22 protein-coding genes and 1 pseudogene are annotated in these 23,633 nt (G+C 71.5%); 13 read left to right on the top strand and 10 right to left on the bottom strand.

What is annotated here, in order from left to right:
• Window positions 1–12 precede the first annotated feature (12 nt).
• Entirely contained in the window at window positions 13–864 is an 852-nt protein-coding gene (purU, locus tag ACWD01_RS19295; protein WP_451163329.1) for a formyltetrahydrofolate deformylase, read from the top strand.
• On the opposite strand, the gene ACWD01_RS19290 is transcribed toward purU, so the two are convergent.
• Genes ACWD01_RS19290 through ACWD01_RS19280 form a run of 3 tightly spaced genes read right to left on the bottom strand, consistent with a single transcriptional unit; the run spans window position 857 to window position 6,972 of the window.
• On the bottom strand, window positions 857–2,176 hold the full coding sequence (locus ACWD01_RS19290; RefSeq protein ID WP_451163327.1) for an extracellular solute-binding protein: 1,320 nt from the start codon (window positions 2,174–2,176) through the stop codon (window positions 857–859). The genes purU and ACWD01_RS19290 overlap by 8 nt on opposite strands.
• A 7-nt stretch (window positions 2,177–2,183) precedes the next feature.
• A complete protein-coding gene (locus ACWD01_RS19285; protein WP_451163325.1) occupies window positions 2,184–3,299 on the bottom strand; it encodes a hypothetical protein in 1,116 nt (371 codons plus the stop codon).
• Between the two features lie 34 nt (window positions 3,300–3,333).
• A complete protein-coding gene (locus ACWD01_RS19280) occupies window positions 3,334–6,972 on the bottom strand; it encodes a tetratricopeptide repeat protein (protein ID WP_451163323.1) in 3,639 nt (1,212 codons plus the stop codon).
• A 36-nt stretch (window positions 6,973–7,008) separates the two neighbouring features.
• On the opposite strand from ACWD01_RS19280, the gene ACWD01_RS19275 reads away from it, so the two are divergent.
• Window positions 7,009–7,314, top strand: a complete 306-nt coding sequence (locus ACWD01_RS19275) for a trypco2 family protein (protein WP_451163321.1) — start codon at window positions 7,009–7,011, stop codon at window positions 7,312–7,314.
• Window positions 7,315–7,347: 33 nt separating this feature from the next.
• Here the strand turns inward: ACWD01_RS19275 and ACWD01_RS19270 are convergent, their stop codons facing one another.
• Window positions 7,348–8,022: an ArsR family transcriptional regulator gene (locus tag ACWD01_RS19270; protein WP_451163319.1), complete on the bottom strand. Its 675-nt coding sequence runs from the start codon at window positions 8,020–8,022 to the stop codon at window positions 7,348–7,350.
• Here ACWD01_RS19270 and ACWD01_RS19265 point away from each other — a divergent pair.
• Entirely contained in the window at window positions 8,021–8,374 is a 354-nt protein-coding gene (locus tag ACWD01_RS19265) for a hypothetical protein (protein ID WP_451163317.1), read from the top strand. The two genes, ACWD01_RS19270 and ACWD01_RS19265, sit on opposite strands and share 2 nt — an antisense overlap.
• A 123-nt stretch (window positions 8,375–8,497) precedes the next feature.
• Here ACWD01_RS19265 and ACWD01_RS19260 read toward each other — a convergent pair whose 3' ends face one another.
• Together ACWD01_RS19260 and ACWD01_RS19255 are read right to left on the bottom strand one after the other, a co-directional pair.
• Window positions 8,498–9,010, bottom strand: coding sequence for an NUDIX domain-containing protein (locus tag ACWD01_RS19260; RefSeq protein ID WP_451163315.1), 513 nt, complete (start codon window positions 9,008–9,010; stop codon window positions 8,498–8,500).
• Window positions 9,007–10,263 carry an XRE family transcriptional regulator gene (locus tag ACWD01_RS19255; RefSeq protein ID WP_451163313.1) on the bottom strand — a complete coding sequence of 419 codons (1,257 nt, stop codon included), beginning with the start codon at window positions 10,261–10,263 and terminating at the stop codon, window positions 9,007–9,009. The genes ACWD01_RS19260 and ACWD01_RS19255 overlap by 4 nt, the downstream gene beginning before the upstream one ends.
• A gap of 260 nt (window positions 10,264–10,523) precedes the next feature.
• Between ACWD01_RS19255 and ACWD01_RS19250 the strand changes: the two genes are divergently transcribed.
• The 5 genes and pseudogenes from ACWD01_RS19250 to ACWD01_RS19230 all read left to right on the top strand — a co-directional run bounded on the left by ACWD01_RS19250 (window position 10,524) and on the right by ACWD01_RS19230 (window position 13,722).
• Window positions 10,524–11,018: an ATP-binding protein gene (locus ACWD01_RS19250; protein WP_451163311.1), complete on the top strand. Its 495-nt coding sequence runs from the start codon at window positions 10,524–10,526 to the stop codon at window positions 11,016–11,018.
• A 143-nt stretch (window positions 11,019–11,161) separates the two neighbouring features.
• Window positions 11,162–11,383 (top strand): hypothetical protein, encoded by a 222-nt coding sequence (locus ACWD01_RS19245; RefSeq protein ID WP_451163309.1) that lies wholly within the window; start codon window positions 11,162–11,164, stop codon window positions 11,381–11,383.
• 110 nt (window positions 11,384–11,493) lie between these two features.
• Window positions 11,494–11,661 carry a hypothetical protein gene (locus ACWD01_RS19240; RefSeq protein ID WP_451163307.1) on the top strand — a complete coding sequence of 56 codons (168 nt, stop codon included), beginning with the start codon at window positions 11,494–11,496 and terminating at the stop codon, window positions 11,659–11,661.
• Window positions 11,662–11,748: 87 nt separating this feature from the next.
• Window positions 11,749–12,943, top strand: a pseudogene (locus ACWD01_RS19235) (JmjC domain-containing protein).
• A complete protein-coding gene (locus ACWD01_RS19230; RefSeq protein WP_451163305.1) occupies window positions 12,877–13,722 on the top strand; it encodes an aldo/keto reductase in 846 nt (281 codons plus the stop codon). Before ACWD01_RS19235 ends, ACWD01_RS19230 begins: the two are co-directional and overlap by 67 nt.
• Here the strand turns inward: ACWD01_RS19230 and ACWD01_RS19225 are convergent.
• From ACWD01_RS19225 to ACWD01_RS19215, 3 genes are all read right to left on the bottom strand, one after another.
• Window positions 13,710–14,567 (bottom strand): hypothetical protein, encoded by an 858-nt coding sequence (locus ACWD01_RS19225; RefSeq protein WP_451163303.1) that lies wholly within the window; start codon window positions 14,565–14,567, stop codon window positions 13,710–13,712. The two genes, ACWD01_RS19230 and ACWD01_RS19225, sit on opposite strands and share 13 nt — an antisense overlap.
• Window positions 14,568–14,685: 118 nt before the next feature.
• Window positions 14,686–15,978 (bottom strand): maleylpyruvate isomerase N-terminal domain-containing protein, encoded by a 1,293-nt coding sequence (locus tag ACWD01_RS19220; RefSeq protein ID WP_451163483.1) that lies wholly within the window; start codon window positions 15,976–15,978, stop codon window positions 14,686–14,688.
• Window positions 15,979–16,010: 32 nt separating this feature from the next.
• Entirely contained in the window at window positions 16,011–16,592 is a 582-nt protein-coding gene (locus ACWD01_RS19215) for a sigma-70 family RNA polymerase sigma factor (protein ID WP_451163301.1), read from the bottom strand.
• Window positions 16,593–16,859: 267 nt separating this feature from the next.
• Here ACWD01_RS19215 and ACWD01_RS19210 point away from each other — a divergent pair, with 267 nt between their 5' ends.
• Window positions 16,860–17,234 carry an STAS domain-containing protein gene (locus ACWD01_RS19210; RefSeq protein WP_451163299.1) on the top strand — a complete coding sequence of 125 codons (375 nt, stop codon included), beginning with the start codon at window positions 16,860–16,862 and terminating at the stop codon, window positions 17,232–17,234.
• A 181-nt stretch (window positions 17,235–17,415) separates the two neighbouring features.
• Window positions 17,416–17,931 carry an EF-hand domain-containing protein gene (locus tag ACWD01_RS19205; protein WP_451163297.1) on the top strand — a complete coding sequence of 172 codons (516 nt, stop codon included), beginning with the start codon at window positions 17,416–17,418 and terminating at the stop codon, window positions 17,929–17,931.
• Between the two features lie 463 nt (window positions 17,932–18,394).
• Here the strand turns inward: ACWD01_RS19205 and ACWD01_RS19200 are convergent, their stop codons facing one another.
• The gene (locus ACWD01_RS19200) at window positions 18,395–19,891 is read right to left on the bottom strand and encodes a class I adenylate-forming enzyme family protein (RefSeq protein ID WP_451163295.1); all 1,497 of its coding nucleotides are present in this window, start codon (window positions 19,889–19,891) and stop codon (window positions 18,395–18,397) included.
• A 130-nt stretch (window positions 19,892–20,021) separates the two neighbouring features.
• Here ACWD01_RS19200 and ACWD01_RS19195 point away from each other — a divergent pair, with 130 nt between their 5' ends.
• Genes ACWD01_RS19195 through ACWD01_RS19185 form a run of 3 tightly spaced genes read left to right on the top strand, consistent with a single transcriptional unit; the run spans window position 20,022 to window position 23,262 of the window.
• Window positions 20,022–21,218: an amidohydrolase family protein gene (locus ACWD01_RS19195; protein WP_451163293.1), complete on the top strand. Its 1,197-nt coding sequence runs from the start codon at window positions 20,022–20,024 to the stop codon at window positions 21,216–21,218.
• Window positions 21,218–22,351: an acyl-CoA dehydrogenase family protein gene (locus ACWD01_RS19190; RefSeq protein WP_451163291.1), complete on the top strand. Its 1,134-nt coding sequence runs from the start codon at window positions 21,218–21,220 to the stop codon at window positions 22,349–22,351. Before ACWD01_RS19195 ends, ACWD01_RS19190 begins: the two co-directional genes overlap by 1 nt.
• A complete protein-coding gene (locus ACWD01_RS19185; protein WP_451163289.1) occupies window positions 22,351–23,262 on the top strand; it encodes an acyl-CoA dehydrogenase family protein in 912 nt (303 codons plus the stop codon). Before ACWD01_RS19190 ends, ACWD01_RS19185 begins: the two co-directional genes overlap by 1 nt.
• The last annotated feature ends 371 nt before the right edge of the window (window positions 23,263–23,633 follow it).

Raw genomic sequence — 23,633 nt, 5'->3', positions numbered from 1 at the left:
CAGGCTGCAAGGATGACCGATCAGTACGTCCTGACGCTCTCGTGCCCGGACAAGCAGGGCATCGTGCACGCCGTCTCGAGCTACCTGTTCATCACCGGATGCAACATCGAGGACAGCCAGCAGTTCGGTGACAAGGACACGGGTCTGTTCTTCATGCGGGTGCACTTCTCCGCCGAGGCCCCGGTCACGGTGGACAAGCTGCGGGCCAGCTTCGCCGCCGTCGGCGACGCCTTCCAGATGGACTGGCAGATCCATCTCGCCGAGGAGCGGATGCGGATCGTCCTGATGGTCAGCAAGTTCGGGCACTGCCTGAACGACCTGCTCTTCCGGTCGCGCACCGGCGCGCTGCCCGTCGAGATCGCGGCCGTCGTCTCCAACCACACGGACTTCGCCGAGCTCGTCTCCTCGTACGACGTCCCGTTCCACCACATCCCGGTCACCAAGGACACCAAGGCGGCGGCCGAGGCCCGGCTGCTGGAGCTGGTGCACGACGAGAACGTGGAGCTGGTCGTCCTCGCCCGCTATATGCAGGTGCTCTCCGACGACCTCTGCAAGCAGCTCAGCGGCCGGATCATCAACATCCACCACTCCTTCCTGCCGAGCTTCAAGGGCGCCAAGCCCTACCACCAGGCGCACGCCCGGGGCGTGAAACTGATCGGCGCGACCGCGCACTATGTGACGGCCGACCTCGACGAGGGCCCGATCATCGAGCAGGAGGTCGAACGGGTCGGCCACGAGGTCACTCCCGAGCAGCTGGTGGCGGTCGGCCGGGACGTCGAGTGCCAGGCGCTGGCGCGCGCGGTGAAGTGGCACGCCGAGCACCGCATCCTGCTCAACGGCCGCCGTACGGTCGTCTTCACCTGACGCCGCCCCGGCCCGGCCAGTCCGGGACCGGGTTGTCGCACAGGTCGTCCAGCACGAACGCGTTCTCCTCGTGCTGCAGCAGCCGCTCCGCCTCGAGCTGCCCGAGCAGCCGGTCCAGCAGTGCCTTGTCACGCGGGTCGCCCACGAACTCCAGCACCGCCCGGTGGAACGCGTCCCGCAGCGTCGGCGGCATCGCGTCGGAGGCGTCGAAACAGATCCGGCCCGCCGTGTCGAACAGCCGCTGCACCGCCGCGGTGGCCCCCGACGCCGGGACCGAGGACGCCTCGTGGCCCGGGAAGAACGGCCGCTCACCGGGGAGCGCCGCGTCCGCCCAGCTCTGGCGGGCCTCCTTCGAGGTGAGCCGGCCGAGCAGGTCCCACGCCGCGTCGCTCTCGCGGAACACGGCGGCCATGTCGCCGGACACCTCGAAGGCGTTCTCGCCGCCCTCCGCCGGCGTCGGCACCCCGGCCAGATAGCGGGCCGTCGGCGTCGGCCGCACGTCGTCGCCGTAGTGCCTGCGGATGAACGAGCCCTGGTGCTCATGGGTGCAGTCGCCGCGGTTCAGCAGCCCGAGGCGGCGGTCGTCCAGCAGCTGGAAGTCCGCCAGCTCCTCCGCGCCCGGTGTGCGTCCGCCCGCGGTGAGCAGCCGCCCCCACTCCTCCCACAGCGGGCGCGTCTCCTTCCACGTCGTCCGGCCCGTCGCCCAGTCCTCGTACGCGGCCGAGCCCCTGCGCTGCAGCATCAGGTCCTCCAGCCAGTCGGTGCCCGGCCACCCGGAGGTCGCGCCGGAACCGAGGCCCACGCACCACACGGGCTCGGCGTCCGCCGCGTCCGCGCGGCTCCACACCAGCGACTTGAGATCCACCCGGATCGGCGCCCAGTACGCGCGGGTCCGCCCCTCACCGTCCGGTGCCTGGACCGTGATCGTGGGCGCCCACGGCGTGACGGCCGCGCCCGCCACCCGCTCCGGCAGCGGATACAGATCACCAGCCCGTGCGTACTCGGCCAGCTCCCCCGGGCTGTTGAGGATCGCCATGTCCGGCGGCGCGCCCGCCTGGAGCTGGGCGACGAGCGTCTCGCGCAGCGAACGCGTGCCCTTGTAGACGTAACGGTGCCCCGTCTGCCGCCCGATGGCGTCCAGCGCGTCGACGAACGCCGTCTCCTCGCCGTCCGTCCACGGACCGAGCACGACCAGCGTGCGCGCCTCCGGCGAACCGCCGCAACCGGCCGCCGCCGACGCCGCGGCGATCAGGCAGCCGGCCAGCAGCGCCCGCAGACCCCCGCGTCTCCGGCGTCTCCCGTGTCTCGTCATCAGTTCCTCACGCCTCGGTGTACTTCCGTCTCAGGGCCGTGCGGGCCGCCGGATACGGCCTGCCGTAGAGGTAGAGCGTCACCCCGCACGCCAGCGCGCCGACCCCGGCGGCCGGTACGACGACCCCCGCCGTGAGCGACCAGCCGTCCGGATTCGCCGCGCTGATCCGGGCGTAGGCCGTATCCGTCTTCTTCTCGATGTCCCGCGACGCGGTCCGGACCGCCCCGACGTCCGCCAGCCCGGCCACCGCCGTACCAGCGCCCTGCTGCGCGCCCTGTTCCTGCGCCCCGCCGAACGCCAGCAGCACCGGCGTGAGCAGCACCGGCAGCGCGCCGGCCGCGAGCTGCACGCTCACCAGCCGCAGCCGGTCCCGCAGGAACACCGCCGTGCCGACCGCCAGAAACCCGAACACCGCGGTCGTCAGCACGGCGGCCGCGGCGGCGGTCAGCGTCAGCGGGCTCCAGGCCGCCAGGTCCGCGGTCTCCTGCCGGAGCTGACGCTCCAGCCCCTCGATCCGGTCCAGCACGGCGGTCGGCTCCTCCTCCCGGCGGGTCGGGTCCGTGCCCGAGGGGCCCTCGAGCAGGTCCGCCGCGTACGCGACACCGGCCTCGCGCAGCACCTCGCTGGACCGGTTGCGGTCCGCCCAGGCGATCTTGTCCCCGTACGCGACGACCAGCCCGGACACCACCCGCAGCTCCTGCTCCTGCCCCCGGCTCAACGCCCCTGTCTGAGCGACCCGGTTGAGGCTCTGCGACGCCTCCGCCAGCCGCGACCGGTACGTCTCACCCAGCTCGACCCTCCCCGCCTGCGCGGCCGCCAGCAGCCGCAACTCGGCCTGCGCCTGCGCCAGTCCCAGCGACGCCCGCGCGTGCGCCAGCCCCTCCAGGGCCGGGACGGACCGGTGGCGCAGCCGCTCGGAGCGGTCGTGGACGTCGGCGTAGGCGGCGGCGCAGAGCGCGAGCGCGATGAACGCGAGGGCGGGCAGCATGAGCATGCGGCGCCGCAGGAACGCGGCCGTCGGGTGCCGGCCGTTCGGTCCCCGCCCGACGGCCCACGCCCACACCCCGGGCCCGGCCCCGGCGCCCCACCGCCCCAGCGCCCTGCGCCACCCCACGACCCTCATCCGTCCCCTCCCTCACCCGTCCCGCCTGCGGCGGTCATCCGCGGGCGGGCCGGCGGCGCCACGCCCACCCACCCCCGCCCGCCCGCACCCGCACATGCCGCAGCCCCAACGGCCGCGTGCTGTACGCGTTGTCCAGCAGCGCATCCGCCAGCGCCGCCCCCTCCGCCCGGTCCGTGCGCGGGACCTGTTTGGCCAGCCGCCGGTAGCTCGTAGAGAGCTGCTCGCGCAGCTCCCGTTCCGTCGACGGCACCCGCACCGCCGCGGGCAGCGCGGCACGGAGCTGCGCGAGCACGTCGGGGCCCTGGGCCCGTACCAGTTCCAGCAGTTGCTCCCGCAGCTCCGCGGTGAGCCGTTCCTGCGCCTGCGGGTCCGTCAGGCCCTCGTGCCCGGCGAGCCGGTGCAGCGCGGCGTGGGCGCGGATCGCGGAGGCGACCGTCGGTGTGCCGGCGTGGATGCGGACCATGGCCGTACGCGCGGCGGTGCGGTGCCGGGAGTCGGGCGGGACGCCGTCGAGGGAGGCCAGGGCCCGGTCCGGGCTGTGCCGGGCGAGGTGGATGCGGGCCAGTCCGAAGGCCGCCGCGCCGAGCGCGTGGTTGCGCCGCCACACCGCGTCGTAGAAGAGCATGGCCTGCTCTTCGTGCGCCTCCCGCGCTTCCGCGGCCGCCGGCTCACCGGTCCGCCACTCGTCGGCGAGCTTCTCGTGGCAGTAGCCGAGCGCCAGCTTGGGCGCGTACTCGCCCGGTATCGCCGCGTACACCGCGTCGAAGCGTTCCAGCGCCCGGTGCAGCCGGCCGTGCGCCAGCTGCGTCAGGCCCTGGTGCCAGTCGAGTCGCCAGTCGTAGCGGGACCGGTCGCCGAGCAGCCGGCCGGCCCGGTCCAGTTCCACCGCGGCGGTGACCAGTTCCTTGTCGCGGCCGTGGCGGCGGGTGCCGGCGAGCTCCAGGTGGAGCCGGCAGCGCAGCAGATGCAGCTCGGGCGACGGCAGCCACTCGTTGCTGAGCTGCAGCAGCCCCGCCGGGTCGTCGTGCGAGGTGCGCTGGAGCTCCTTCCAGTTCGGGTCCTGCACGTCGGCCTTCGGTACAGGCAGGGCCACGGCCGCCTCCGCCGGTTCCGGCACATGCGCGCCGAGCCGGTCGGCCGGCCCGTCCGCCCGCCAGCGTTCGAGCGGCGGCGGTCTGCCCAGCCGGCCGTCGAGCGCGATGGCGGCCGAGTCGAAGAGCGGGGACGGCTCGAACGTCTCCTCGTCCAGCCGCAGCGACCGCAGCTCGCGCAGCACCCCGCGGAACTGGACGGCCATCTCCTGCGCGGAGGCGTAACGCTGCCTCGGATCGGCGGCCGTGGCGCGGGACAGGGCCCGCCGCAGCGACTCGGTGCCGAGGTCGGACGGCGGCGCCGGGTCCTTGGCGAGCAACTCCCCGAGGACCGCGCCGACCGTGTAGAGGTCGCCCGCGGTGGTCATCCCGCCGGTGGGCCCGCTCTCCGGCGGCCGGTGGCTGACCGGCCCCGGCGCGCCGGGCTCGCGTACGCCCGCGACGTCGATGAGCTTGATGCCGGTGCCGCAGTGGAGGACGTTGGTCAGCGACAGGTCGCCGTAGACGAACTTCTCCTCGCGGTGCAGGTAGTCGAGCGCCTCGAGGACCAGCAGACCGTACGCCACGATGAACTCCCGCACCCGCGGCCCCGCGAACGGCTCGACCCGCCGCGCGATCCTGGACCCCACCCACGACAGCGGCGCCCCGTCGGCGAACTCCATGACGATGAACTCGGCCGCCGTCGGCTCGTGGCGCGCGTAGTTGACGACCCGGATGACCGACGGGTGGTTGAGGCTGACGAGCCGCAGCCGCTCCTGGTGGGCCTGGAGCACGGCGGCCGGATCGCCCGGGTCGAGGATGCCCTTGAGGGCGACGGGGCGGTTCTCCAGGAGCAGGTCGCGGGCGAGGTACACCTTGCCGTGGCTGCCCTGGCCGATGGGCCCCACCACCTCGTACTGCTGGTGCAGCCGCTCGCCGCCCGCAAGCCGGTCCCCGGTCTGCCCGGTGACCAGGGCGTCGGGGTCGCGCACGGCGACGGCGGGCAGGTCGGTCAGCCCGTCGCCCGGCGGCCCGACGACGAACTCGCGGGGCCCGGCGGGGCCGTTCAGCTCCTGCTCGGCGTTCTCCGCGTCCAGCAGCGCGGCCTCGATGTCGACGGCGCAGCGGAACAGGGCGTGCGGCTGGTCCTCGGAGCCGTTCAACGGGCCGTCCGGGCCGAGCTGTTCGAGCGTCCGGCGCAGCCGGGGCGCGAGGGGGGCGGGCCGCCGGCCGGAGAGCTGGTGCAGCCGCTGCTCGGTCTCCGCGAGCCGGCTGACCCGGATGCCCAGCCGTTCGGTGCGGCGGGCGGCCCAGTCGGGGCCGAGCAGTTCTGCGCGGACCCGGGCCAGGAGCGGCGAGCGCGGGTCGCTGAAGACGAGCAGCAGCCGGCTCTGGCCGCGGGCGAGGAGCGCGGCGAGGAGCCGCAGCATCTCGTCGTCGCCGGAGGCCGACCGGTCGACGGACAGGAACGCGGCGCTCAGCGGCGGGCTCTCCTCCGCGATCCGGTCGAGCAGAGGTCGCGTACCACCCTCGGTGTCGTCGGGGAGCGGGTCCAGGCCGATCCGTTCGGCCGCGTCCCTGGCCAGCTCCGCCACCGTCCGGTTCGTCACGTCGACGGCGATGTCGATCGTGCCCGCCTGCGGGTCGTCCGCCCCGTCCGCCGCGCCCGTCGCGCTCGTCCGGGACGGATGTGTCTCCGGCGGGCTCTGCTCGCGGTCGGCGAGGGTGAGCACCGACCTGACCGTGTGCAGCAGGTCGTGCTCGCCCTCACCGGCGAACACCGGCTCCACCGGATCGGTGTCCGGCGCCCCGTCGAGCCACCGGGTCAGCCGCCGGTGCAGACCGGGCACGCGCCCGGAGGCGGTCCGGTCGTGCGCGACCGCGACGTCGTGCGAGACGGCCGGCTTCCCGGTGACCGTCAGCCCCAGCCGCTCCAGCGGCAGATGCTTCAGCACCGTCTCGGTCGGGATCATGTACGCGTGGTCCCGGCGCACCCGCGCCTGCGGCGTGCCGAACTGGTGCGCCACGATGCCGATGACGCGCCGCGTACGGCTGTGCACCACCGCGCACCCGCTGTATCCGAGCCGCACCACGTACGGCGCGTTCAGCGCGTCGAGCTGCACCCACTCCGGCGTCGGCGCGGGACCGCCGCGGCCCATCAGCCGGGCGTCCAGATGTTCGCCGCCGGGCAGGTCCTCCGGGTATCCGGTGAAGTGCACCATGTCGCCGCGCGCCGGGATCTGGCGGTGCAGGACGGCATGGGGGACCGCCGGTTCGTGGTCCAGCTTGAGCAGCGCCAGGTCTCCGCCGTACTGCCCCGTCGGCAGGACGAGGTACTCCCTCAGCAGCCGGGCCCGCAGCGGCTGCGCCCCGTCGCCCGCGGGCATCCGCGGCAGGTCCGCGTACACCTCCTCCCGCGGGGCGCGCGCACCGGTCGAGTCGGGGCGCAGCAGGATCACGTGCGCGCAGGTCAGCACCAGTCCGCCGGGGAGCAGCACGCCGGCGCCGAGCGGCCTGTCCGTCCGGTCCGGGCCCCGGAGCAGACGTACCCGCCAACTCTCTTCCTCCGGTAAGGAGTTGGATGTGCGAAGTGGCTCGCTCATACTGCGTAACGATAACTACGGGAGACGGGGTGCGCGATGGCTGAGCGTGACGAAACCGCGGTCGTGGGGCTGGCCGAGGTGATCGGTCAGGTCCGGGACGAGCTGGAGCGTGCCCAACATGCGGGCGAGGGACGGGATCTGCGGTTCAGCGTGGAGAGCGTGCACCTCGAATTCGCGGTGCAGGTACGGCGGGAGGGCAGCGGGCGGGCCGAGCTGCGGATCGGCGTGCTGACGGCCGGCGGCGGCGCGACCGCGGCGCGCGACACGACGCACACCATCCAGATCGAGCTGAAGCCGCACGGCCGGGACGGCAACCCGAACCTCAGCGTCGGCGGCGAGTGAGTCGCGGGCGCCCGGGGGCCACTCGCCCACCAGTCACTCGCCCACCAGCGCCTCGCCCACGTGCGTACGGGCGTAGAGGACCACGCGCCCCGTACGGTGCGCGCTGACCAGGCCGGCCGCGCGCAGCGCCGTCAGGTGCTGCGAGACCCCGCCGGCGGAGAGGCCGAGCCGCCGGGCCAGTTCGGTGGTGGAGGCGGGGGACGACAGCTCGGCCAGCAACAGCGCGCGGGTGCGGCCGAGGACTCCGGCCAGGGCGTCGGACAGCGGCTGCGACCGTGCCTCCCACAGGGTGCCCGTGCCCCGGGGCGGATAGCGCAGGGTGGGCTGCCAGTCGGGGCTGTCCACGTCCGAGAAGATCCGCTGCCCGCCGAACACGGACGGCACCAGCAGCAGCCCCCGGCCCTCCAGGTCCCGGGCGCCGCGCACGCAGCGGTGCAGCACCTGGAGGGTGCCGGAGTCCCAGGTGACGCGCGGGTCGAGATCGTCGAAGAGGCGGCGCGCACCGCCCTCCGCGAGCCGTTTTGCCCGGTAGAGGACGTCGCCCTCGACCAGGGCCAGGATGCGCGGCCAGTGCGGGGCGAGCGCGACCTCCCAGTACGCGGCGATCGTGTCCACCAGCCGGGCGAGCCCCCGGTCCGGGTCCGCGCGCAGGGCGGCGACCCCTTCGCGGGCGGCCGGCGTCGTCGTACGGATCAGCGTGTGCGGCATGGGCGTGGCGCCCGCCGCGCCGGCCCTGCCGCTCGTCGACCGGGGCGTGTGGCTGTGGGTCGCCGGGGCCGGCTGGCTGATCGTCATGTTCAAGGTCGGCGTCGACAACGTCCTCGGGGTGAGTTTGCGCCAGCGGCTGACCCCGGACCCGCTCCTCGGCCGGATGAACGCCACTTTCCGCTTCATGCTCACCGGCGCGATCGCCGTCGGCTCCGCGACGGCGGGCCTGCTCGGCACGTTCGCGGGTCTGGACGCGGCCCTGTGGACGGGCGCGACCTGTCTCGCCCTCGCCTTCCTCCCCGTCTTCCTCTCCCCGGTCCGCCACCGCCGGGACCTGCCCGCGCAGCGCTGAGCCGGTGCCCGTGCCCGCGCTCGTGCTTGTGCCCGACGGCGGACCGTCGGAGCGGCCCGCCGACGCCGAGTGACCTGAACCGGTCCTCGCCGATGCCTCAGTGGCCACGTCATCCTCAGCCGGCTACCAGAGCGGGCCGCCATCATGCAGATATACGGGCCGCCCTCCTTCCAGGGCCTGGATCGCGCCGTCGAGCCGCTTACGCAGCCGCCGTCCGAGCGACTCCCGAGCCCTGTCCAGGGAGACGAAGACCGCCTCGGACAACTCGCCGTCGTGAGGGTGCATCTCCCGAGCCTGGTCCGTGTTCAGCGTGCCACCGTCGAAAATGAAGGCCATGTGGTCGTCCCACGGCCCGTGCGGGGGTACCCAGTCGACCACCAAGAGGCCGCGCAACGTGATGTCCAGCCCCAGCTCCTCGCCCAGTTCCCGCACCACCGCCCTTTCCGGTGGCTCATTCGCTTCCGCCATCCCGCCCGGCAGATCCCAGCCCGGCTTGTACGTGGGCTTCACCAGCAGCACGCGCCCGGCCGTGTCACGCAGCAGCACGTCGGCCGCGACGCGCTTCCGTGCCTGTGTGGCATTTCCTTCAGCCAGGTAGGCGTTCCACGCTTCCGGGTCGGCGGGTGTGGGCCTCATGTAGGGGTGCCTCCCCTGGGGGTGATGATGTCGGCCAGCAACAGCATTCTGGCCCGCCGCGCGTCGTCGAAGTTCACCAGGTACTCCCGCACCGGCCGGTAACCCTTGTGCGGGTCCAGCAGACGACGCAGCTCCTCAAGCTGGTGCACGACACGGACCGACCCGAGCGTGGGGCTTATGGTGAGCAACTCGTGCCCGATGTCCACTGCGGCATCAAGGTCTCCTCGCCGAAGGTGGATGTCAACGAGACCGATGCGGCTCAGTGCCAGAGAGCGTGTCCGTCCCGCCTCCCTCAGTGTCACCGCCTGCTCGGCTTGGGCCATCGCTTGGTCGTGCTGCTCCAGATCGCGCAGAACCAGCGCGGATTCACTCGCGAGTGCTGCGGCGTCAAAGGGGCTCAGCCAAGGATGTGCCGTATCTGCAGGCGCGTCGAGCCCGCTCCGGGCTGCTTCGAGAGCACGCACAGCCGACGTACGCTGCTCACCCGCGGCCAAGGCTCGGGCCTGCATCGTGTGGAGCCGCGCAGCGAGTGCAGGAATTCGCGGCCCTTGACCGGCGAGGTCGAGCCCGGTCTGAGCCCAGCGGAAGGCGCCCGTCGTATCGCCGGTCTGCAGCGCGAGGTGGCTGTTACTGGCTGCGATGTTCGCGGCGAGTGGTAAGTCCCCTGAAGTGCGGGCCAGGGGAAGCGCCCGGTTGAAGTGGCGTGCGGCCAAATCATCGTGGCCGGAGTCGTGGGCCATCCACCCGGCCATTTCCGTCAGGGCCGCAGCAACAGCAAATGCATGCGGGCCGCTTCGGGGGTCGACCAGACGCGGCGCCACTCGAACTGAGAGGTGCTGTACGACAGCACCGTACAGCCGTCCTCCCCCGGTTTGCCGGTCTGCTGAACGGAAGGCCTCCATGGCCGTCAGGTCGTCGCCGTCCGGGGGTACTTCCGATCGGTGCTCGGCCGGTTCGGCCCTCGGTTCCCACGCTCGCCGTGCAAGCCCGAACAGGTGGCCAGGGATATGGAAAGCGTCCGAGATCTGCTCGAACAGAGTCAGCTTTTCCACCCGGCTCTTGCCATTCATGTAGTCGTAGAGCCGACCTTGGGTGATGTCCACGGCTGCGGCGATCCGACGTGTACTGACGCCTCGCGCATTGACCAGTCGGAATATGACGCCCATGTCCCGCTCGGCGCACGCGTTGAGCAGTCGGGCATCACCGAGCAAGCCGGCGACGACATCTCGTGGGTTCGGTGGCTGACGGCTCATTGCGACCCCCTGGGACGTGTTCTCCGATGCTACGGCCGCACATACGTCCTGACTCCGTCTTGGAGTCACCCCTTGGAGTCTCTCAACTGCCGGTGGACGACGTTGACTGGATCCTCAGGCGCCCAAATTCCGCGTACCCGGGTGCGACTGCTCCCTCCGTGGGGAGCAACAGCTTGGCACCCCTACAAACCGGCCGCCCGCTCCCTATGTCCCGACGTCAGGGACCGGGCCACCACCTTGACCGTAGAGGAGTAGTCCTCATGACCCGCCGTGCCAGGATCGCCGTAGCCGGTGGCCCGTCCGCAGTCGCTTTCGCAAGAGACCGCGTCATAACGCATATTGAGGCTTGGGGCCTACGGCTCGGCGAGGACGAGCAGAATGCGATCAGGCTCGTTGCCTCTGAACTGATCACGAATGCCGTGGTCCACGCAGGGGGGTTCGTCACGGTTGCTCTTGACCTCAAGGACGACATGTTGGTCCTGGTCGTCCACGACGGCAGTCCCGAGCCGCCGAGACGTCAGAACACCACCGAGGACGACGAGGGTGGGCGGGGCCTTGAGTTGGTCGATTTCCTCGCCGCGCGGAGCGGCTGGGAACGAACCAACAAGGGCAAAAAGGTCTGGGTTGAATTCGGCGTACCGGTATCAGGGCAAGGTCCTCGCGGCAGAACTCCGCGCGAGCGCACGGAGGCCGCGGCTCCGCAGGCCGACGTCCACGTCAGGCCGGTGCCCTTCGTGATGGCGCCTGACCTATGAGGGGCACACGGCATACACCCAGGCTTGGACTGCGCCTCCTGCCTACAGAGGAACTGATCGGCGACCCGTATCCCGAGCGTTGCGTAGAGGTCACTTTCGCTCCATTCCGGCCTGACGCGGACACGGTCGCCTTCCCAGCTCCCATGCGTATCAGCCCCGCTGATCTCATCCGGCTCCGGATCGAAGCCGAATTGGCGCTGGACGAGGTCCGGGCCGAGGTCATGAAGGCAGAGATTGCCTGGGAGAGGGCGCTTGGCGAGTGGTACGAGGAAGGCCGCGCCGCCATCGAATCGCGGGAGCCGGACGTGACCCTCGTCGCCCGAATCCTGGAGTGCCTGCGGAAAGAGGATCTCGTGCCGGAGTAGGCCCACAGACCCAGTGTCCATGTGCCGCCCATCCGCCAACCGGAGGGTGCGGGTTGGCTCAGATCTTCCGCCCAGAGCTGGGCGGAGTCCCGAAGAGAGAGGAGTACGAGGTGGCAGAAGTCGCGACGCCGCCGCCGGCGCACAGTGGCCTTCTGGTGGCGGTGGAAGAGCTGACCACCGTCCACGACCGGTATGACAGCCTCCGGTCCGACAACCAGGGAAGTTCCGGCGATTCTCCGTGGCCGGGCGGTGACGGCAACCTGAACGACATCGAGTAGTGCCTGAACGGCGGGGGCTCGCCAAGTCCCCTCTGCGGGTCCCCGCCGCCATCTGATCGCTTGATCGAAACTCATCAGGAGGAAGTGGTGGAGCACCAGTTGATCAGTGCCATGGAGAGAGCGCTCGGGTGGAACGGAGCGGAGGAACTCGGCAAGACCTTTGCGCGGGGCAACGTGGCCGACTCGGCGCTTCTCTCACGCGTACTGACCCCCAACCGCATGTTGGACATCGCGATGCGCAGAAGCGTACCGCCCGCAGTTACGGTGCTTTCGCAAGGGCGAAGAGGTTCACCCGGCCGTGTACTACACCGACAGCGTCAGTCCTCGGGGCCAGAGCATTTCCATGGTGAACATGCGCAGTCTGGGCAACCTCCTGCGGGAGGGAGCAACGCTCATCCTTGATCAGGCCAATGTCTTCGACCCGACGCTGGAGGTGGCCTGCCGGGCATTGCAGTGGTGGTCACACGAGCGAGTGCAGGTCAACGCGTATCTGACGACGAACGACGCCGCTGGCTTCCCGCTGCATTGGGACGACCACGATGTCCTGATCGTCCAGCTTGCGGGCGAAAAGGAATGGGAGGTACGCGAGACCTCCCGCAAGGTCCCCATGTACCGGGACGCCGACCCCAACAGCACGCCGAGCGAGGAGATCATCTGGGCAGGGGTCATGCAGACCGGAGACGTCATGCACATTCCCCGGGGGCACTGGCACCAGGCAACGCGAACCAGCAGCGGCTCGGGAAGGAGCCTTCACGTGACGTTCGGAATCACCAAGCGCACGGGAGCGAGCTGGTTCTCGTGGCTGGCCGACTGGTCCCGGGAGCGGGAGGTATTCCGGCACGACCTGGACCGATGGCACGGGACCGGTGGTCCGACCCTGGTCGAAGCCGCTGCCCGGCTGATCAGCGAGCGCTCTCCCGAGAACTTCCTGGCCGCGTACGAACGTGAGACCACGCCTGCCCGGCACGTGCCGTTCCTGGACGTCTTCGGGCCGCTCGACTCCGTGGTGTGCACCACGCAGTTTCCACCCCGGATCGAAGAGAACGAAGCAACGGTCGACCTGATCGCTGCCGGTCAGAAACTCACCCTTGCTGCCAAGGCGCTGCCTGCCCTGCGAATGTTGCTGAGCGGCAGGCCCGTCAATGTGAAGCAGGCGGTGGCCGTGGTGGGCGCTGAGGTGGCGGAAGCCGCCGAGATCCTGGTGGGGGAGGAGATATGCGCACTGCTCACCCCGGAATTGTCCTCGGGTTACACCGGTCTCGTTGCCAACGCCGTCTCCTGACGGGGGCCTCCGACCTCGGCGTTGAGGCGATCGACACCAGTTTCAACTACCTGGGGTTCCGTGCACACGAAGTCCTGGCGATGGTTGCCGGTGACCTGCTGCCGAAGTTCAAGGTGTCGACGAAGATCGGGTACTTCCCTGCCGCAGGAGGGTCTGAGCACTCTTTGGAGCCGGATCGTCTGCGCACAGCCGTCGAACAGGCGGCGCGGGACCTGAGGCGGGAACCGGATCTGGTGTTCCTGCACAACCCGGAGCAGACCCTTGCCCAGTTTCCCGAGGCGTCAGCCAATGATGCTCTGGCCGGCGCCTGCTCGGTCCTGGAGAACGCCACGGCACAGGGAATATGCGGGTCTTGGGGGATCTCCTCCTGGGATCCGCGACCGCTGACTGCTCTTGAGGGTCTCCCGCAGCCCGATGTTCTGATGGTCCGCGCCGGGCTGCTGGTCGGCGTCGACATTCTGGAAGCCACCGACCTTCTCGCCGAGCGATGGCGGCGATCGACAGTGTGGGGCATGAGCCCATTCGGCGGGAGCACGGCGGAATCCGTATGGAAGAGATTCGATCCCCGGATTTTCATGCGCAACCCTCAGTGCGCATCCCCGGTGCAAGCGGCGTTCCGGGCTGCGTACAGTCCTCCGGCCGTGAATGCTGTCGCCGTCGGTACAGACGACCTCGATCACCTGCGGGAGCTGGTCTGCTCACTGGACGACGTCGAGGTGGACGACGAGATCCTCAGGCAGTACCGCGGCCTGCTGCGAGACCGTCGTCAGGAGGTCTGAAGCTCGGCAACGAGCCGTGCTGTCTCCTCGCGTGCGGCCGCCAGCCGGGGGTCCGCCTCATGCGCGTGCGGACCCACAACCTTCGCACAGAAGAACAGCGCCATCAGTCGGCCGGACCTGCTCTCAAGGTCCAGTCGGCGCTCTCTCCATACACGCTCGGCCAGCTCCGGGACAGCGAGAGAGTTTCCCCACAGGGTCGCCGCATCCAGCCCGCGTGGCGCCATCCCCCAGTCCTCCCAGTCGATCACGCAGAACTCTGGGCCGGTCACGTTTGCCCACGTCAGGTCGGCATGGGCCGGGGCCCATTCGTCAACCGTGGTGTCGGTGATCTCGGGGACGGCCCTCCGGATGGTCCTCGTCACCAGTTCCTGTGTAGCCGACTCGGTGTCCGGCGTGGCGATGCGGGGCGTGTGCTGAGTGGCCAGGGAGTCCAGCGACGTGTTCAGCGCAGCCCACCAGCCATCCGGCAACCCGGGATCGTCGATCAGAAGCGCGTGTCCGACGGGTGGAGCGGTGATCAGCTCCATCTCGTCGGCCCGCCACATCACGGGATCGTCCTGGTCACGCCAGGCGAGCCCGGCATGCCACTCCGGCATGGAAACGCCCCGCAGGACCGCAGCGGCCTCGGGGCCGTTCCAGCCTTGCGCGCCGATCCTTGCGAAGTCCCTCCGCTCAACGCGCACCCAGGTACCACGATCCGTCTTTCCACCGACCGACCGGCGCTTTCGTACCACCGTTTTCCGGTCGACACGCATCTGAAAAGACCGCTCCACACGATCGAGTACGTCATCGACCGGTTCAACCCGCAGATCAACAGCACGAGCAGGAGGCACAGACAACGTCATACGCGGACCGTAGCAAGCCCTCGCCTTGCGCTGGTGCTGATTCAGGCGTGCCTGGTATCCCTCGGCGCAGGGGGCAGTTCCGTCGGCGCCCCCGGTTCCGGCGGGGCGAGGTTCGTCGCTACAGGCGGCTCAGTGCCGCGGCCGCGAACAGTACGTCGCGGATCGCCTCGCGGTCGCCGTCCTGGCCGGCGGCCGCCTCCTCCGGGGAGACGTGGCCTGCCACCAGTTTGCAGAACTCGACGCCGTCGAGTGCCACTTGGGCGACCGATTTGTCCGGGCAGCCGACGGTCGCCGGGGAGTCCAGGGCGATGTACCAGCTGCCGCCGCCGGAGCCCTCGACCTCCAGGTGGAGCGAGCGGCCGGGCGAGCCCGCGGTGACCAGGTGCTGCGGGGGCCCGGCGAGTCCCGCGCGTCTGCGTTCCGCGAGAGCCGCCGGGAGCAGCCGGGCCGCCAGGTCGATCATGCGGTTGAGATGGGTGCCGCTCGGCGGCGCGTACGGATAGGCCACGGCCTCCGCGATGTCGTCCGCGTGGATCCAGCACTCGAAGGCCCGGTCGAGCAGCGCGTCCCGCAGCGGCAACGCGAACGCCCCGTACGACACGGACGTCTCGTCGACTCCGCGGCCCGCGAAGGACACCGTGCGGATGAGGGTGTGGCTCTGGTCGCGCCACGGCTCGCGAATCGTGCCGGTGGGCGGGTGCTTCGCGGCGTCCCAGAAGAGTTCGGTGCGCGCGGTCGGCGGCAGCGGCGCGTGCGGGCCCAGCGGGTCGTCGAGCCCGAGCGCGCCGACGACCAGCCCGTCGACGGTCAGCAGATGCCCGATCACACCGGCCACCGTCGTACGGCGGCTCACCTGCTCCGTGCCGTCGAACCACTTGAGCCGCACCGGCGCGTGCCACTCGGACTCGCCGATGTCCCGCAGCAGTGCGTCGAGCCTGGCGGTCTCCGCGTCGTACGGATCGGCCCACACGGGCACCGAGATACGGGCCGGCCGCCGGCCCAGACAGTTCTCCAGCACCCGGAAGCGCAGCATCGGGTCGAGGTCCAGATCGCGGTCGGTGTGCAGCAGCCCGACGGCGTCCCGCAGCCGCAGGGCCTCGTCCGCGCACTGGGCGCAGTCGCCGAGATGGTCCTCGACGGCCGCCGTCTCCTCGGCGGAGCACGCGGCGAGCGCCCAGGCGCCGAGCAGCGACTTCAGCACCTTGTGGGAGGGGACGGCGGCCGGACCCGCACCGTCCGCCCCGGACCGGGCCGCCTTCACGCCGTCCGCCTTCGCCGGGCGCGGTCCGTCCGGCGCGGGCTCGGCCCGGGGCGCCGTGCCGGACGGCCCCGCCGTCTCGGGGCGGTACGCGCCCGGGTGGAGGTCGTCCGCGGCGCTGCGCGGAGACGGAATGCGCGGCACACCCCGCACCTCTTCACCGTCACCGCCGCTCAGAGGCCCGTTCACAGGGCGGATCCGTAGCCGGGCGGTGAGGACCCCTCGAGAGCGCGGGTGTTCGCCGTCGACAGCAGTTGCAGCCCCAGGCGCAGCCGCCGCCTTGCCTCGTCCTCCGTGACGCCGAGGTCGGCCGCGGTCTGGCGGTAGTCCCTGCGCTGGAAGTACGCCAGCTCCAGCGCGGCCCGCAGCGGCGCCGGCATGGACGTCACGATGTAGTCGGCGCGGGCCGCGACGGCCGCCCTGCGCACCTTCTGCTCCAGCTCCTCCGTCGTGCCCCCGCCGCTCTCCGCGAGCGCCGCGGACTCGCTCTGGCGCAGCCGGTGCACGGCTTGGCTGTTGGTGAGCTTCGCCACCCAGGACCGCATGGAGCCCTGCTTGGGGTCGTACGCGTCCGGGTTCTCCCATACGTACCCGAACACTTCGCGGGTGACCTGGTCCGCGGCCTCGTCGTCCTCGAGCACGCGGTGGGCCTGGCTGTGCACGAGCGCGGCGAACCTGTCGTACAGCTCGCCGAGCGCCGCGGCCTCGCCGCGCGCCAGCCGCTGCTGCATCCTGCGGTCCCAGCGCTGAGGTGCGTCCTTGGTCATGCGGCCCCCAAGCTGCGCTCTGCCCCTGCCTTCGTACGTGTCGCTCGTTCGAATGTAGTGCGCCGCGCGGACAACGTACGTGCCTTTGCCGCAAACCGGCCCCGTCCGTGCTCCGGGATGGTACGGGCCAGGGCGGGTAGGAACCCGTCGGGGGAGCCGCGGAAACACTCCGTGACGAACGTCGCGTTTCAGCGACGGCCGGTCGGGCAGCGGCAGTGGAAGGGCAGCTTCCGGTCTTCTGTGGCCGGTATGAGGAGGGGTCCAGACGTGATGCTCGATGTGGCCGAGAGCCGGCAGGGCTCGTGGACCGTGCTGCATGTGCGCGGAGAGCTCGATCTCGTGTCGTCGCCCGTGGTGCGGCAGCGAGTGCACGACGCGGTCGCCGCGGGCCACCACGACGTCGTGCTCGACCTCTCGGAGGTGTTCTTCTGCGACTCCAGCGGCGTCGGAGTACTGATCGCCGCGCGCCGGCTGATGCGCTCCTGCCGGGGCCGGCTGCGGCTGATACTGCCCGCCCGCGGCGCGGAGGACGGCTCGCACGTCAACCGGGTGCTGGGCGCGCTCGGCGTCCGCCGCCTCTTCGAGGTCTACGCCGACACGGACTCGGCCACCGACGACGGCGCGCAGCCACTGACGGCGTGATGTGCCGAATGTCCCGGTTCCTGCGTCACGTGCCCTGAACTCCGCGCGCCCTCACGCCTCGTCTGCGCGCCCCCGTACGCCCTGTCGCACACCCGTCACCTGCCCTTCGCTTCGGCTTCGCCGCTGTGCAATTGCCCGGCCGCGTACACAGCCCGGCCCCCGGGGCCTTACGCTCCCCAGCATGGACAGCGCAGAGTACGAGCGGAAGATCGCTTCCCGCTTCGCCGCTTTCGATCAGGACGGCAACGGCTACATCGACCGCGAGGACTTCAGCTCGGCCGCGGCCAGGCTGCTCGCAGAATTCTCCGTGACCGCCCGCTCCGACAAGGGGCAGAACCTTTACAGCGGTGCGGAGGCGTTTTGGCAGGGTATGGCAGGAATCGCCGACGTGGACGGCGACCAGCGGGTGTCGCGTGAGGAGTTCGTGACCAGCGCGGTGAAGAGACTGCGCGACAACCCGAAGCGGTTCGGCGAGATCGCCCGGCCGTTCGTGCACGCCGTGATGCGGCTCGCCGACGTGGACGGCCGAGGCGTGACCCCGGCCGCCGTGGAGCGCGCGCTCGGCGCGCTCGGCGTCGACGCGGGGGTCGCGGCGGCGGCGGGTGCGGCGCTGGACGTGGACGGCGACGGCCGCATCGGCGAGGAGGACGTCCTGGCCGCGTTCGCGGCGTATTACGTCACCCCCGAGCCGGAGTAACCGGGGGGCGTGGCCGCGCCGGTGGTCGCGGGCGTCGCCCCGTGGAGCGCGGCGCTCCCGGGGCGGGCGGCCCCGCCCGGTCCGGTGTTGGGCGCGGTGCCCCCGGGGGCGGCCTGCCCGGTGATGGGCCCGGTCGGCGGGCTGGCTCTGTCCGGTGGGTGGTGCGGGGGTCGGGGCCTCCGGGGGGGATCCCGGACTGCTGTCCGCAACTCGCGCGAAGCGCGGTGAGGACAGCAGTCCCGGACACGACCACCGGAGCGGCACCCGGACGCCAAGCGACACGGACCGGGCCAGGGACGGGCGCGTAACCCGGACCCACCGGGCCCCGCCCGGACGCGCGGCATCCGGACGCAGGCCCACAGGACCGGGCCACGCCCGGACGCGCGGCACCCGGACGCAGGCCCACAGGACCGGGCCCCGCCCCAGGAGCGCAACCCGGACCCGCCGGGCCACGCCCACGCCCCTACGCGTAGCGCTCTCGCAGCTGGTACTTCAAGACCTTGCGCAGTGCCTCGTTGCGTGGCAGCGCGTCCAGCAGCTCCAGTTGTTCCGGGAGCTTGTGGGGGGACAGGCCCACCGACCGCAGGTACGTCGTGAGGTCGGACAGCGTCGGGTCCGCCGTGCCCGGAGCGCGTTCCACCACCGCGCAGACGCGTTCGCCCCGTTCAGGGTCGGGCAGGCCGACGACCGCCACGTCCCCCACCGCCGGGTGGGCGTGGAGCAGGTCCTCGATCTCCTTGGCGGAGACGTTCTCGCCCTTGCGGATGATGACGTCCTTGGCCCGCCCGGTGAGCACGAGGTGGCCGTCGGCGGTGAGGTGGCCGAGGTCGCCGGTGCGGAGGAAGCCGTCGGCGTCGAAGGCGGCGGCCGTCGCGGCCGGGTCCAGGTAGCCCTGGCAGACCGCCTCGCCGCGCAGCCGGATCTCGCCGTCGGTGATGCGGATCTCCATGCCGGCGGGCGGTCGTCCCTCGGTGTGGACGAGGTCGTCGTCGGTGTCGCCGGGGGAGCCCATGGTGATCATCGGGACCTCGGTCATGCCGTAGCCGTGGGTGAGGGTGACACCCATCTCGCGGACCACGGCGCGGTGGAGCTCGGGCGGCTTGGGCGCACCGCCGCCCGCGAGGAGCCGGAGGGTGGCGATCAGTTTGCGGCCGGGCCGCTTGCGCTGCTCGGCGAGGAACATCGCGTAGAACGCGGTGGAGCCGCCGGCGGTGGTCACGCCGTGGCGGCGGTACTCGGCGAGCGCGTCGGGCAGCGCGAACTTCTCGAAGAGGACCGCGGGGAACCCGTACAGCAGCAGCATGACGAGGTAGTCCGGGCCGCCGATGTGCGCGAACGGGAAGGCGATCGAGCCGATGTCGTCCGCGGACAGACGCAGCGCGTGGGCGAGGCAGGAGCCGCCGGCGATCAGTGAACGGTCGGTGTGCAGCACGCCCTTGGGGTCGGACGTGGTGCCGGAGGTCCAGTAGATCCAGCGCACGTCCGTGCCGGAGGCGGGCGGCGCGGGCAGTACGGAGGGGTCGCCGTCGGGCAGCGAGTCGTACGCCTCGAAGACGCCGCGCGCACCGGCCCGCCGCGCCATGGCCGTGAAGTCGAAGCCGCGCCACTCGCCCGGCACGGCGAAGTACGCGGCCTTGGACTCCCGTAGCGCGAAGCCGACTTCGCGGTCCCGGTAGAAGGGGATGACCGGTGACTGGACGGCGCCGATCCGGGCGAGGGCCGCGGTCAGCAGGACGGTCTCGATGCGGGTGGGGAGCTGCCAGGCGACGACCGTGCCGGGGCGGACCCCCATCGCGTACAGCCCGGCGGCGGTCCGTTCCGAGCGGTCGCGGAGTCCGCCGAAGGTGAGGCGGCGCCCGTCCTGGAGCAGCACGGGCCGGTCGGGGGTGAGCGCGGCGCGGCGGGCGACGAGTTCCCAGAGCGTGGCGGCGGCGCCCAGTGCGTGTGCGGTCTCGTCCATGGCCGGGCACCTCCGCGAGCGAGCGATAACTGACGGCGTGTCAGATCGTAGAGCTGCGCGCCTTGCCGGTCCAGGGGTGCGGGGCTAGCCTGACAGCCGGAACTGACGCGCCGTCAGAAGGATGGTCCCGATGGAAAAGGAACTGCCCCGGATCGTCAGCGTCGACGACCACGTCATCGAACCGGCGCACCTCTTCGAGACCTGGCTCCCCGCCAAGTACCGCGACCGCGGCCCCAAGCCGCTGACCACCGGCATCGGGGAGCTCGCCTACGTCGGCGGCAAGTACCGGATCACCATGGACCCCGACGGGCCGCCCGCCGACTGGTGGGTCTACGAGGACCTGAGGTTCCCGTACAAACGCAACATCGCCGCAGTCGGCTTCGACCGCGACGACATGACCCTCGAGGGCATCACCCGCGCCGAGATGCGGCCCGGCTGCTGGGACCCGGTGGAACGCCTCAAGGACATGGACCTGAACCACGTCGAGGCGTCCCTGTGCTTCCCGACCTTCCCGCGCTTCTGCGGCCAGACCTTCGCCGAGGCCCACGACAAGGAGGTCGCGCTCGCCTGCGTACGCGCCTACAACGACTGGATGGTCGAGGAGTGGTGCGGCGACAGCGGCGGCCGGCTCGTCCCGCTGTGCATCGTGCCGCTGTGGGACGTCGCGCTCGCCGTCGCCGAGATCCGCCGGAACGCCGCGCGGGGCGTGCGCGCCGTCACCTTCTCCGAGATCCCCACCCACCTCGGCCTGCCGTCGATCCACTCCGGCTACTGGGACCCGCTCTTCGCCGTCTGCCAGGAGACCGGCACGGTCGTCAACATGCACATCGGCTCGTCGTCCCAGATGCCCGCCGCCTCCCCGGACGCGCCGCCCGCCGTGCAGGCCGCGCTGTCGTTCAACAACGCCATGGCGTCGATGACCGACTTCCTCTTCAGCGGCGTCCTCGTCCGCTTCCCCCGGCTCACCCTCGCCTACAGCGAGGGGCAGATGGGGTGGATCCCGTACGCCCTGGAGCGCGCCGACGACGTGTGGGAGGAGCACCGGGCCTGGGGCGGGGTGCGCGATCTGATCCCCGAACCGCCGTCCACGTACTACTACCGGCAGATCTTCTGCTGCTTCTTCCGCGACAAGCACGGCGTCGCCTCGCTCGACGCCGTCGGCCGCGACAACGCCACCTTCGAGACCGACTATCCGCACGTCGACTCGACCTTCCCGCACACCAAGGAGGTCGCCCTCGACCATGTGAAGGACCTCGACGACGAGACCGTCCACAAGCTGATGCGCGGCAACGCCATCCGCATGCTCGGCCTGGACCTGGACGCGTAGTGGACCTGGCGTACACGGACGCCGAGGAGGAGTACCGGGCCCGGCTGCGCGACTGGCTGGCCGCCGCCCTGCCCGAGCTGCCCCCGCAGCCGCCGCCCGACGACTGGCCGGCGCGGCGCGCGTACGACACCGCCTGGCAGCGGGCGCTGTACGACGCCGGGTACGGGAACGTGCACTGGGACGCCTCCCCGACGCTGCGGCTGATCTTCCTGGAGGAGACGGAGCGGGCCGGAGCGCCGTACGTCGGCGCCAACTTCGTCGGCCTGCTGCACGCCGGGCCGACCATCGCCGCCGAAGGCACCCTCGAGCAGCGGGAACGCTGGCTCGGCCCGATCCTGCGCGGTGACGAGATCTGGTGCCAGGGCTTCAGCGAACCGGACGCCGGCTCCGACCTCGCCTCGCTGCGCACCAAGGCGGTCCGCGACGGCGACGCGTACGTCGTGACGGGGCAGAAGATCTGGACCTCCCACGCCGAGGTCGCCGACTGGTGCGAACTCCTCGTCCGCACCGACCCCGCCGCCCCCCGGCACCGCGGCATCACCTGGCTCGCGATGCCGATGGACGCGCCCGGCGTCACCGTACGGCCGCTGCGCACCCTCGCCGGGTCCGCCGAGTTCGCCGAGGTGTTCCTCGACGAGGTACGGGTGCCCGCCGGCTGCCGGGTGGGGGAGGAGAGCGACGGCTGGCGCGTCACCATGGTCACGCTCTCCTTCGAGCGCGGCACCGCCTTCGCCGGCGAGGTCGTCGCCTGCCGCCGCACCCTCGCGGAGGTGGCCGCCGAGGCGCGCGCCAACGGCACTTGGGACGATCCGGTCGTCCGTCGCAGACTGGGGCGGCTGCACGCCGAGTTCACGGCGCTGTGGCGGCTCGTCCAGTGGAACGTCAGCGAGGCGGCCGCGACCGGCAGTGTCCCCGGCGCCGGCGGGTCCGTTTTCAAGCTCCGCTACTCGCACGCCCGGCAGGAGCTGTACGACGCGGCCGCCGAGGTCCTCGGACCGGACGCGTTCGACCTGGCACGGCCGTGGACCGTGCAGCGGCTGTCCTCCCTCTCGTACACGATCGCCGCCGGCACCTCGCAGATCCAGCGGAACATCGTCGCCGAGCGCATCCTCGGCCTGCCCAGGGGACACTGATGGACTTCCGACTCACCGACGACCAGCGGGCGCTGCGCGGCGCGTTCCGAAAGCTGCTCGCCGGCCGCTTCGGGCGCGAGGCGCTGCGGGCCGCCGTCGACCGTGGGGGCAGGGTCGACCGGGAGCTCTGGCGCGAGCTGGGCCGGGCCGGGTTCTTCGCGCTGCGGCTGCCGGAGAGCGAAGGCGGCGTCGGACTGGGGCTGCCGGAGGCGGCGCTGCTCTTCGAGGAGGCGGGCCGGGCGCTGCTGCCGGGGCCGCTGGTGGCGACCCAGCTGGCGGCGGGGACCGTGCCGGGGGCGGCGGACGGCACGGCGGTCGTCACCTGCGTGCACCAACTCGCCTCCCTCGTACAGCACTTCGAGGACGCCGACGCCGTCGTGACCCTCGGGGAAACACCGGCTGTCGTTCAGGTGCGGGAGGCGGCCGCCGTGCGGTCCCTCGACCCGCTCACGCCGCTGCACCGGCTCCCGCACCCGCCGCCGTCCGCGGTTCTCTCCGTCCCCGCGGTACTGCTCACCGCCGCCGAGCAGCTGGGCAGCGCCGCCCGCACCACCGAGGAGGCGGTGCGCCATGCGCAGCTCCGGGTCCAGTTCGGGCGGCCCGTCGGCGCGTTCCAGGCCGTTCAGCAGCTGTGTGCCGAGATGCTGGTACGTACGGAGATCGCCCGCGCCGCCGTCTACGCGGCGGCCGTCGTCCCCGGCCCGGCGCAGGCCGCGGGGGCCAAACTGCTGGCCGACGACGCGGCGGTGCGCAACGCCCGGGACTGTCTGCAGGTGTTCGGCGGAACGGGCTTCACCTGGGAGGCGGATGTCCACCTCCATCTCAAACGCGCCCTGCTGCGCGGCCGGATGTGGCTGACGACGTCGCAGGCCGAGGAGATGAGCGCGCAAGCCTTGGCCTCAGCGCTCTGAATCGTCACGTTGCGTCGATATCGGGTTGTGTCCTCCGGGCGACTCGTCACAGGGCGGAGTCGGCGCGCCACTCCGGTACGCTCCGTTGGATGCGAGTCGCTGCGATGACGGGGTCTCACGGTGCCGCCGGTACGGCGGTCCCGCACCCGTCGATGCGCGCTGTTCGGCCTGTGCGAATGCGTTCTGCGGCACTGTGTTCGACTCGTCGCGGAGTGCGTCGCACAGTATGCACCACGCGTACTCCTTCGCGCTGGAATATGCCTGAAGCGCTTGTAGCGGTGACTGTAAGTCAATCAAGCTGTGCTGTAAGGGAATCACATTCCGTTATGGCTGTGAGGCGCGAGGCTATGTGTCCGCCGGTTCGGGTGGTG

This window comes from Streptomyces sp. NPDC002835 (genome assembly GCF_053591995.1).
This window is presented reverse-complemented; position numbering and strand designations above follow the sequence as displayed.